Below are 9,270 nucleotides of genomic sequence, written 5' to 3'. Positions count from 1 at the left end.
CGGCGGCGGTCACCCACTCTACCACCATCGGTGGGAGCTTGGTTCGTGACCCCCCGCCCGGATCCCGTTCCCTTGGGGCTTTTCGTCCCCGCCGGCCCGGTCTCCCTGGCGACGAAGAGAAGATTACATGCCCCGAAATGGGGTCCGAACAGGGGGGTCCCTTAACGGTAAAAGCGCTGATCAACTGCCTACCAAGGCAGGAAACCGCCCTCGGCGTGGAACTGCGCGGTGCCACCCTCGCCGGGCGCGAGGGCGACGGCGACCCCGACCGCGGCGCCCTCGGCCGGGTCGAGCCGGCCCTGGTGGTCGTTCAGGTCCGTCGAGCAGTACCCCGGCTCGAACACGTTCACCGTGATCCCCTCCTCGCGGAGGTCGTTGGCGTAGGAGACGCTCACCGCGTTCAGCGCGGACTTGGACGAGTTGTAGCCGAGCAGGAGCACCTTCGACTGGTGCGAAGACGTGTCCTGGTGCAGCGTGAGCGACGCCAGCGAGCTGGACGTGTTCACGATCCGCGGCCGCGCGGACTTCCGCAGCAGCGGCAGGAACGCGTTGGTCACGCGGATGACCCCGAAGACGTTGGTCTCGTAGATCTCCCGCACCACGTCCGCGGACAGCTCGGACGGGCGGTGTCCCCAGTCCAGGGCGACGCCCGCGTTGTTCATCAGGATGTCCAGCCGGCCGTACCGCTGCTCCACCGTCTTGGCCGCGGCCTCCACCGACGCCTCGTCGGTGACGTCGAGGACCACCGACGTCGTGCCCAGCTCCTCGGCCGCCGCGGCGCCGCGCTCCGGGTCGCGCGCCCCGACGATCGCCGTGACCCCCGCCGCCAGCAGCTGCCGGACGATCTCCTTGCCGATTCCCTTGTTCGCCCCGGTGACCAAGGCGATCTTCGTGTCCGTCATGCCCCCACCCTCGGCGGCCGGGAGCGGTCGCGGCAGAGACCGCGCAACCAGGGATTCGCGGTCCCTGGAACCGGCGGGCGAAGATCCGGACACTGGGCACATGGACAGGCGAGAGCTGGGGACGTTCCTGCGGACCAGGCGGGAGCGGCTGCGGCCGGCCGACGTCGGGCTGCCCGCCGGGTTGCGGCGGCGCACCCCCGGGCTGCGGCGCGAGGAGGTCGCGTCCCTCGCCGCGGTCTCGACCGACTACTACACGCGCCTCGAACAGGCCCGCGGCCCACAGCCGTCGCGGCAGGTCCTGTCCGGGATCGCGCGGGCGCTGCGGCTGTCCGACGTCGAGCGCGCGCACCTGTTCCGCCTCGCCGGGGAGCAGCCCGGGCCGGCCGGCCCCTCCCCCGACGTGCCCGCCGGGATCCTGCACCTGCTGGACCGGCTCGACGACGCCGCCGCGATGGTCGTCGACGTGAAGTACGAGGTGCTGGCGTGGAACCCGCTGGCCGCCGCCTTCTTCGGCGACCTGTCCGCGCTGCCGCCGCGCGAGCGCAACCTCGCCCGAGACCGGTTCCTCCGGCCCGACATCGGCCGTTACCCGGACACCTGGGAGCAGTTCGGCGTCAACCTCGCGTCCGAACTGCGCGCGGCGGTCGCGAAGTACCCCGACGACCCGGGCATCCGGGAGCTGATCGAGGACCTGCTCGCGGGCAGCGCCGAGTTCCGCGAGCTGTGGTCCCGGCACGACGTGATCGTCTGGCGCGGCCACACCAAGGTGCTGCACCACCCGCACGTGGGCCGGTTCCAGGTCGACTGCGAGGTGCTGCAGGTGCGCGACCGCGACCAGCGGGTCATCCTCTACACCGCCGAGCCCGGCAGCCCGGGGCAGGAGGCGCTGCGGCTGCTCAAGGTGCTCGGCACGCAGGACCTCGGCACGGTCGCACCGGTGCGCTGACCACGGCACGCTCGTCGGGTGTGCCCGCCTTGCGGTCGAGGTGAGGTTTCACCGCGCTCCGCCGGTGGGGAGCGGGCGCGCGTTCCCTCGCGCGTGGTCGGTCACGGTCTCGCCGATCGCGGTCCCTTCGTCCAGGAACGCGGCCGAGTCTTCGACAAGAGCCTGGTAAAACAGGTCGTTGTCCGGTCCGCCCGGTCGATGAACGGACCGTTCATGCCTTCCCGCCACGAGTGGCCCACTCGATGGCCGACGAGAGTGCCGGTCGCGCGGCGATGAACGGACCATTCACCCCTTCCAAGGGCGGACGGCGCGCTCGACGGTCCACGAGAGTGCCAGCCGCGCGGCGATGAACGGACCGTTCATCGCTTCCGCGGGGGCGGGCGGGGCGCTCGCCGGACCACCACAGGGCCACTCGCGCGGCGTTGAACGGACCATTCACCCCTTCCAAGGGCGGACGGCGCCCTCGCGAGGTAGTTGTGGCTCGTGCGAGGCGCGCCGGCCCGCGCGACTCAGCCCCGGCGGGCGGCCGGTTCGCTCGCGGTACGGCATCCTGACCCCGTGCCCACCTTGCTGATCGTGCACCACACGCCCTCGCCGAATCTGCAGGCCATGTTCGAGGCGGTCGTCGCCGGGGCGACCACCGACGAGATCGAAGGGGTGACCGTCGTGCGGCGGGCGGCCCTCGCGGCGACCGCCACCGACGTGCTCGAAGCGGACGGCTACCTGCTCGGCACCACCGCCAACCTCGGGTACATGGCGGGCGCCCTCAAGCACTTCTTCGACCAGGTCTACTACCCGTGCCTCGACTCCACGCGCGGCCGCCCGTTCGGGTGTTACGTGCACGGCGGCAGCGACGTCTCCGGCACGATCCGCGGCATCGAGTCGATCACCACCGGCCTCGGCTGGGAGAAGGCGGCCGAGTTCGTCACCGTCACCGGCGAGCCGTCGAAGGCCGACCTCGAGAAGTGCTGGGAGCTGGGCGCCACGGTGGCTGCCGGACTCATGGAATAACGGGGTTACGTAACGCTGTTACCATCGCCGTACATCTCCTCAGAGAGGAAGTTCGCGATGGTCGTCCTGTCCGGTCCCACCCAGCTGTTCACCGTGATCGCGCTGGTCTCGCTGCCGACCGTGATGTTCGGCGGGTACTCGCTGCTCGGCCTGCTCCGCAGGCGCAAGCTCACCGAGGAGCAACGAGCCTACTTCCGCGCCGGGCACGCGCACGCCGGTGTGCTGCTCGTGCTGGCGCTGATCACCCTGCAACTCGTCGCCGCGGGCGGGCTCGGCGCCGCCGGCCAGTGGGTGGTCAGTTTCCTGCTGCTGATCGGGATCCTGGCGCAGTCCGGCGGCATGTTCCTCAACCTGCTGCCGGGGCGTAAGGCGCTCGCGCACGGGGTCACCGTCGGCGGCGCGGTGCTGCTCGCCGCGGCCATGATCACGACCGCGGTCGGGGTGGCGGTGGCCTGACCCAGGCCACCGCCCTCACTTGCCGACGTTGCGGGCCAGTGCCGCGGGGTAGCGCTCCCCCGCCACGGCGTCGGCGGGAACGGCCGCCTCGATGCTCCGGATGTCCTCTTCGGACAGTTCGAGCGTCGCGGCGGCGACGTTCTCCGCCAGGTAGGTGCGGCGCTTGGTGCCGGGGATCGGGACCACGTCCGCGCCCTGGTGCTGCACCCAGGCGAGCGCCAGCTGACCGGCGGTCACCCCCTTCTCCGCCGCCAGCTTCCGCAGCGCCTCGACGATGCGCAGGTTGCGGTCCAGGTTGCCCTCGGCGAAACGCGGCAGGTTGCGGCGCATGTCGTCGGCGGGCAGCTCCGCCGCCTTCGTGATGCTGCCGGTCAGGAACCCGCGGCCGAGCGGCGAGAACGGCACGATCCCGATGCCCAGCTCACGGCAGGTGGGTACGATCTCGTCCTCGATGCCCCGGGTCCACAAGCTCCATTCGCTCTGCAGCGCGGTGACCGGGTGGACGGCGTAGGCCCTGCGGATCGTGTCCGCGGACGCCTCGGAGATGCCCAGGTGGCGGACCTTGCCCTCGGCGACCAGCTCGGACAACGCGCCCCAGGTCTCCTCGACCGGAACATCCGGGTCGACCCGGTGCTGGTAGTAGAGGTCGATGTGGTCGACGTTCAGGCGGCGCAGCGACTCCTCGAGGCACTGGCGGACGTAGGCGGCGTCGCCGCGCACCTGCTGCCCCTCGGCGCCGAGGACGATGCCGAACTTCGTGGCCAGCACGACCTGGTCGCGCCGGCCCGCGATCGCGCGGCCGACCAGCTCCTCGTTGGCGCCGGTGCCGTAGACGTTCGCGGTGTCCAGCAGCGTCACGCCCAGTTCCAGCGCGCGGTGGATCGTCGCGATGGACTCCGCGTCGTCGTCGCGCACGCCGTACCCGTGGCTCATGCCCATGCAGCCCAGGCCCTGCGCGCCGACCTCCAGTTCGCCCAGCTTCCTGGTCGGGATCACGCGGAGATCTCCTCCCGGACCACGCCGGCGGCGCCTGGGATGCGGGCGCAGATCCGGTCGTAGTTCTCGATCTTGTAGTTGAGGACGTCCATGCAGGCCTGCAGTTCGGCGATCCGCTCGGCGACCGACCGGCGCTGCTCCACCAGGATGGCGCGGCGGCGGCCGGCGCCGGCGTCACCGGCGGAGCGCAGCTGCGCGTACTCCCGCATCATCTTGATCGGCATGCCCGTGGTGCGGAGCTTGGTGAGGAACCCCAGCCACGCGAGGTCGTCGTCGGAGTAGGCCCGCCTGCCCGCGGCGTCCCGGGCGGGCGGTTCGAGGAGTTTGATGCGCTCGTAGTAGCGGAGGGTGTCGATCGACAGCCCGCTGCGACGTGCGGCTTCCGCTATCGAGTAGCTCATGCTGCCGACACTACGACCTGGAGTGCACTCCAGGTCAAATCCTGCTTCAGCGATTGATAACAGTGTCGCGATAGCCTGGGACCATGGCACGACCGCGCACCCACGACGAGGCGCTCCGGCTGAAACTGCTCGACCGCGCCGGGGAGCTGCTGTCCACGGACGGGCCGAAGGCGCTCAGCCTGCGCAAGCTCGCTGCCGACGCGGGCACCTCGACCACCGCGGTGTACTCGCTGTTCGGCGGCAAGCCCGAGCTGGTCAACGCCGTCTTCCAGGAGGGGTTCCGGCGGTTCGGGGCGCGGTTGCGCGGGATCGAGCGGTCCGGCGACCCGGTGGAGGACTTCGTGCGGCTCGGGCTGGCCTACCGGGAGAGCGCGCTGGCCGACCCGCACCTGTACTCGATCATGTTCACCAAGGCGGTGCCGGGGTTCGAGCCGGGCGCGGAGGCGTCGCAGGTCGCCCGGGAGTCGCTCGCGCCGCTGGTCGACACCGTGCGCGCGGCGATCGCCGCGGGGGCGTTCCGGGCGGTGGCGCCGGAGGTGATCGCGGTCAGCGCGTGGGGCATCGTGCACGGGCTGGTGTCGCTGGAACTGAACGGAAACCTGCCCCCCGGCTTCGACGTGGCCGGTTCGTACGAAGCGGCGTTGCGGGCGCACGCCGCGGGGTGGCGCGCTTAGGGTTTCCGCCAGGTCAGCGAGTACCGGCGGAGCACGTGCCACCGGTAGCGCACGCCCGGGAGGAGCCGCGCGGCCGCGGCGCGAACTTCGCCGTAGCTCATCGCCGGAGCGGTCGACGGCATGCCCTCCGGGACGCTCGCCCGGCGCAGCACCTTGATGATCCGCACGATCGGGGTTGCCGCGGCCCACCGCGCCCAGTCCGCCGCGGTCGCTTCCCGGGCGAGACCGACCACGATCAGCGTGCCGCCGGGGCGCAGCAGGTCGCGCATGCGGGCCAGCGCCGGTTCGAAGTCCATGTGGTGGATCGTGGCGACCGAGCAGATGAAGTCGTAGCCCTCGGCGGGGAGATCGGCGGTCAGGAAGTCGCCCTCGACGAACTCCGGACCGCCGGCCTGTTCCCGGGCGCGGGCGATCATCTCCGGCGAGCTGTCGATCCCGGTGACCCGCTTCGCCCGCGCGGTCAGCTTCCGCGCGAGCAGCCCGTCGCCGCAGCCGACGTCCAGCGCGTCACCACAGCCGTCCGGGACGGCGCGCACAATGCCCGGGTGCCGGGCGACGTTGGTGTTCCAGTACGGGTCAGCGGGCACCGTACTGGCGGTCCCCCGCGTCGCCGAGGCCGGGGACGATGAAGCCGGAGTCGTTGAGCCGCTCGTCGACGCTCGCGGTCACCACGCGGACCGGCAGGCCGGAGTCCTCGAGGTGCTTGAGGCCCTCCGGGGCGGCCAGCGCGCAGATCGCGGTGACGTCGGTGGCGCCGCGGCCGGTGAGCAGCCGGATCGTGTACTCCATCGAGCCGCCGGTGGCGAGCATCGGATCGAGCACGAACACCGGGCGGTCGGACAGGTCGTCGGGCAGCGACTCCATGTACGGCGTCGGCTGGAGGGTCTCCTCGTCGCGCGCCAGGCCGACGAACCCCATCTGCGCCTCGGGGATCAGTTTGTGCGCCTGGTCGGCCATGCCCAGCCCGGCGCGCAGGACGGGGACCAGCAGCGGCGGGTTCGCCAGGCGGAAGGCGTCGGTGCGGGCGACCGGCGTGTGGATGCGCTCGGTGCGCACCGGCGCCTCGCGGGTGGCCTCGTAGATCAGCATGACGGTCAGCTCGTGCAGGGCCGCCCGGAAGGCCGCGCTGTCCGTGCGGGCGTCACGCATGGTCGACAGCCTGGCCTTGGCCAGCGGATGATCGACGACAAGCACGTCCATGACGCGTCACGGTAGCCGATCGACACCGGCGAAAACCCGCCCCACACCGGCCCCGGGTCGGTACGCTCGCGCGGTGGAACAGCCTGGGACTCCCGAGCGCCCGCCGATGCGGGCTTCCGACGCGGACCGGGAACGGGTCGCGCAGATCCTGCACAACGCGCTCGCCGAGGGGCGGATCACCGTGCAGGAACTGGAAGAGCGGCTCGACACCGTGTACGCCGCCAAGACGCTCGCCGAACTGGAGCCGCCGGTCGCGGACCTGCCGGGCGTGCCCTCGGCCGCCGTGCAGCCGGCCGCTCCGCGCGCCCTCTCCCCGGACCACCGGATCGGCGGCGTGCCCGGCTCGAAGGTCTCCGTCGCGGTCATGTCCGGCGTCACCCGCAAGGGCCCGTGGACCGTCCCGCCGGAGCACACCAGCGTCGCGTTCTGGGGCGGCGTCGAGATGGACCTGCGCGGCGCCCGTTTCGCCGAACGGCACACCACCATCACCGCGGTCGCGGTCATGGGTGGCATCGACATCGTGGTGCCCGACGACATCATCGTCGAGGTGACCGGCGTCGGGTTCATGGGCGCCTTCGAGAGCCAGGACCGCGAGGGCGCGTCCACGCAGCCCCCGCCGCCGGGCGCGCCGGTCGTCAAGGTCACCGGGCTCGCGTTCTGGGGCGCGGTCACTGTGATCCGCAAGCCGCGGAAGGACTAGCCGAGTGATGCGTAGGTTGGTCGGTGGTCGCAGGGGGTCAGGGACCGGGTAGCGCGTTGGCTGGGGGCATGGTTGTGTCCCTCCACAGTGTCCGCCGCCAACCAGCGCATGGCTTGCTTGACCAGCGGTAACGCGGCGCGCAGGCGACGATTGTCGCCGGACTGGCCGGGCGGTACCGGAACGCGCCGGGCACCCGGGCGGACAGGAACCGCAACCAGCGAGCCTCGGAGGTGAACCCCAGCAGCGCCTGGGCCACGGCCAGGGTGGCCAGCGCCGAGTCGGTCAGCTTCGACGGTCTGCCCACCCGGCGCCTACCGGCGAGAGGGTCGTCAGAAGGGTGTTCAGGCCGGTCGTCACAACTGATCTTGAACACCCTTCGCCCGCCTCGGGCCACCACCTCGACGAGCGCAGTACTCGTCCAGCGCGAACCGATTCGCCGCATCGGGCGAATAGAGGGTGACAACATCACCCGTCCCCACGGAGGGAGGCGCCCGATGACCTTCGCGTCAGCGCGAACCGAAAGCGACGCCGGAATCATCGAACGCTCCTGGTTCGACGCCGACGCCTTCGCGCTCATCTTCGACCGGCACGCCGCGACCGTGCACCGCTTCCTGGCCCGCCGGGTCGGCGGTGAACTCGCCGACGACCTGACCGGCCAGACCATGCTCGTGGCGTTCGACAAGCGGCGGCGTTTCGACGTCAGCCAGCACAGCGCACTGCCGTGGCTCTACGGCATCGCGACCAACCTGATCAGCAGGCACCGGCGGACCGAAGCCCGGCAGTACCGGGCACTGGCCAGGACCGGCCACCGCGCACCCGAGGAGAACCACGACGACGTGGTCTCCGCCCGGGTCAGCGCCGCGGCCCAGCCGCTCGGCCAGGCACTCGCCCGGCTGTCCGCGCCGGAGCGGGACGTCCTGCTCCTCGTCGCGTGGGAGCACCTGTCCTACGACGAGGTGGCTCTGGCGCTGGACATCCCGATCGGCACCGTCCGGTCCCGCCTGCACCGCGCCCGCACGAAGATGCGGACCGCGCTTTCCCTGGAGGACAACGATGAATGACCTCGACCTGATCACCCGCCTCCGCCCGGAGGTCGCCGAACCGGACCCCGTCGTGCTGAGCAGGCACCGGATGGCGATCCTGGAACGGGCCGCCGACCCGGTACCCGTCCGGGCCGTGCGACCCCGGTTCAGGCCGCGCCTGGTGATCTCCGGTGCCGCCGTCGCGGCGGCCGCCATCGTCGCCGTGGTGGTGGGCATCTCCGGACCGGGGGCGCCGCCCGCCTCCGCCGCGACGGTGCTCGAGCTCGCGGCGAACGCCGCCACCGCCACCCCCGCCGGGAACGGTGACTGGACCTACACCAGCTCGGTAACCGTCTCCAGCGAAGACACGCGACCCAAGCGCGTCGACACCTGGGTGAAAACGGACGGCTCCGAGGCGGAGGTCCGCGACGAGCGGGCGGCGCCCCAGCGCGGCGTGATTCCCGAAGTCGGTGAGCCGTCGCTGTACAACCAGAGCTACGACTACCTGAAGACCCTGCCGACCGATCCGGCCGCACTGCGCGCGGAGATCTACCGGCAGGTCCAGGGTGACCTGAACCGGCTGGGGCACCAGGACCTCTACACGATCGACCAGTTGGTGTTCCAGATGATCGCCCACCTCGTCGACGGCGCTGCCCCGCCCGACCTCAAGGCCGCGCTCTACCGCGTCGCCGCCACGGTGCCCGGGGTGCAACTGATCGACGACATGTGGGACGTCTCGGGCCGGCACGGGCTCGGCGTGGCGCGCACCACCACCAACGCCGGTGACATGACCACGCTGGTCTTCGACCGGGACACCTACCGGGTCCTCGGCTGGACCACGACCTCGCACGACGGACGGGCGTCGGGTGCGGCGCTGCTCGCCACCGGGCTCGTCGACGAGGCCGGACAGACGCCGTAGCTCACGGACCGGGCCGCGTCTCCGCGCGGAGGCGCGGCCCGGT

At 71.7% G+C, this 9,270-nt stretch carries 12 protein-coding genes and 1 pseudogene; 7 read left to right on the top strand and 6 right to left on the bottom strand.

The window, feature by feature from the left end:
* Nucleotides 1-188: 188 nt before the first annotated feature.
* Nucleotides 189-902, bottom strand: a complete 714-nt coding sequence (locus tag IE290_RS37320; protein ID WP_191249485.1) for an SDR family NAD(P)-dependent oxidoreductase — start codon at nt 900-902, stop codon at nt 189-191.
* 100 nt (nt 903-1,002) lie between these two features.
* On the opposite strand from IE290_RS37320, the gene IE290_RS37315 reads away from it, so the two are divergent.
* The 3 genes from IE290_RS37315 to IE290_RS37305 all read left to right on the top strand — a co-directional run bounded on the left by IE290_RS37315 (nt 1,003) and on the right by IE290_RS37305 (nt 3,315).
* Complete coding sequence (locus IE290_RS37315) at nt 1,003-1,848, top strand: helix-turn-helix transcriptional regulator (RefSeq protein ID WP_191249484.1); 846 nt, start codon at nt 1,003-1,005, stop codon at nt 1,846-1,848.
* A 558-nt stretch (nt 1,849-2,406) separates the two neighbouring features.
* Nucleotides 2,407-2,859: a flavodoxin family protein gene (locus tag IE290_RS37310; protein WP_191249483.1), complete on the top strand. Its 453-nt coding sequence runs from the start codon at nt 2,407-2,409 to the stop codon at nt 2,857-2,859.
* Nucleotides 2,860-2,925: 66 nt separating this feature from the next.
* On the top strand, nt 2,926-3,315 hold the full coding sequence (locus tag IE290_RS37305; RefSeq protein WP_191249489.1) for a hypothetical protein: 390 nt from the start codon (nt 2,926-2,928) through the stop codon (nt 3,313-3,315).
* 15 nt (nt 3,316-3,330) lie between these two features.
* On the opposite strand, the gene IE290_RS37300 is transcribed toward IE290_RS37305, so the two are convergent.
* Entirely contained in the window at nt 3,331-4,311 is a 981-nt protein-coding gene (locus IE290_RS37300) for an aldo/keto reductase (RefSeq protein WP_191249482.1), read from the bottom strand.
* Nucleotides 4,308-4,712, bottom strand: a complete 405-nt coding sequence (locus IE290_RS37295) for a MerR family transcriptional regulator (protein WP_191249481.1) — start codon at nt 4,710-4,712, stop codon at nt 4,308-4,310. Before IE290_RS37295 ends, IE290_RS37300 begins: the two co-directional genes overlap by 4 nt.
* Before the next feature lie 83 nt (nt 4,713-4,795).
* Here IE290_RS37295 and IE290_RS37290 point away from each other — a divergent pair, with 83 nt between their 5' ends.
* A complete protein-coding gene (locus IE290_RS37290) occupies nt 4,796-5,386 on the top strand; it encodes a TetR/AcrR family transcriptional regulator (RefSeq protein WP_191249480.1) in 591 nt (196 codons plus the stop codon).
* Here IE290_RS37290 and IE290_RS37285 read toward each other — a convergent pair.
* Together IE290_RS37285 and upp are read right to left on the bottom strand one after the other, a co-directional pair.
* Nucleotides 5,383-5,973, bottom strand: a complete 591-nt coding sequence (locus IE290_RS37285) for a class I SAM-dependent methyltransferase (RefSeq protein ID WP_191249479.1) — start codon at nt 5,971-5,973, stop codon at nt 5,383-5,385. The genes IE290_RS37290 and IE290_RS37285 overlap by 4 nt on opposite strands.
* Nucleotides 5,963-6,586 (bottom strand): uracil phosphoribosyltransferase, encoded by a 624-nt coding sequence (upp, locus tag IE290_RS37280; protein WP_191249478.1) that lies wholly within the window; start codon nt 6,584-6,586, stop codon nt 5,963-5,965. Before upp ends, IE290_RS37285 begins: the two co-directional genes overlap by 11 nt.
* A 106-nt stretch (nt 6,587-6,692) precedes the next feature.
* Here upp and IE290_RS37275 point away from each other — a divergent pair, with 106 nt between their 5' ends.
* Nucleotides 6,693-7,286 (top strand): DUF1707 SHOCT-like domain-containing protein, encoded by a 594-nt coding sequence (locus IE290_RS37275; protein WP_191249488.1) that lies wholly within the window; start codon nt 6,693-6,695, stop codon nt 7,284-7,286.
* A gap of 86 nt (nt 7,287-7,372) precedes the next feature.
* Here IE290_RS37275 and IE290_RS38700 read toward each other — a convergent pair.
* Nucleotides 7,373-7,659 (bottom strand): annotated as a pseudogene (locus IE290_RS38700) (hypothetical protein); the annotation flags it as partial.
* A gap of 121 nt (nt 7,660-7,780) precedes the next feature.
* On the opposite strand from IE290_RS38700, the gene IE290_RS37270 reads away from it, so the two are divergent.
* Both IE290_RS37270 and IE290_RS37265 read left to right on the top strand, forming a co-directional pair.
* Nucleotides 7,781-8,347: an RNA polymerase sigma factor gene (locus IE290_RS37270; protein WP_191249477.1), complete on the top strand. Its 567-nt coding sequence runs from the start codon at nt 7,781-7,783 to the stop codon at nt 8,345-8,347.
* The gene (locus IE290_RS37265; RefSeq protein WP_191249476.1) at nt 8,340-9,227 is read left to right on the top strand and encodes a CU044_5270 family protein; all 888 of its coding nucleotides are present in this window, start codon (nt 8,340-8,342) and stop codon (nt 9,225-9,227) included. The genes IE290_RS37270 and IE290_RS37265 overlap by 8 nt, the downstream gene beginning before the upstream one ends.
* Nucleotides 9,228-9,270: the final 43 nt, after the last annotated feature.

The organism is Amycolatopsis deserti (genome assembly GCF_014653945.1).
Lineage (GTDB): Bacteria > Actinomycetota > Actinomycetes > Mycobacteriales > Pseudonocardiaceae > Amycolatopsis_E > Amycolatopsis_E deserti.
Note: the sequence above shows the minus strand (reverse complement) of the source record. Positions and strands in the feature narration are given on the sequence as shown.

What these genes read in the sequence shown, in the direction of transcription:
- upp (WP_191249478.1), bottom strand. Translation starts at nt 6,586, where the DNA reads ATGGACGTGCTTGTCGTCGATCATCCGCTGGCCAAGGCCAGGCTGTCG.
- IE290_RS37315 (WP_191249484.1), top strand. Translation starts at nt 1,003, where the DNA reads ATGGACAGGCGAGAGCTGGGGACGTTCCTGCGGACCAGGCGGGAGCGG.
- IE290_RS37275 (WP_191249488.1), top strand. Translation starts at nt 6,693, where the DNA reads ATGCGGGCTTCCGACGCGGACCGGGAACGGGTCGCGCAGATCCTGCAC.
- IE290_RS37295 (WP_191249481.1), bottom strand. Translation starts at nt 4,712, where the DNA reads ATGAGCTACTCGATAGCGGAAGCCGCACGTCGCAGCGGGCTGTCGATC.
- IE290_RS37265 (WP_191249476.1), top strand. Translation starts at nt 8,340, where the DNA reads ATGAATGACCTCGACCTGATCACCCGCCTCCGCCCGGAGGTCGCCGAA.
- IE290_RS37270 (WP_191249477.1), top strand. Translation starts at nt 7,781, where the DNA reads ATGACCTTCGCGTCAGCGCGAACCGAAAGCGACGCCGGAATCATCGAA.
- IE290_RS37320 (WP_191249485.1), bottom strand. Translation starts at nt 902, where the DNA reads ATGACGGACACGAAGATCGCCTTGGTCACCGGGGCGAACAAGGGAATC.
- IE290_RS37290 (WP_191249480.1), top strand. Translation starts at nt 4,796, where the DNA reads ATGGCACGACCGCGCACCCACGACGAGGCGCTCCGGCTGAAACTGCTC.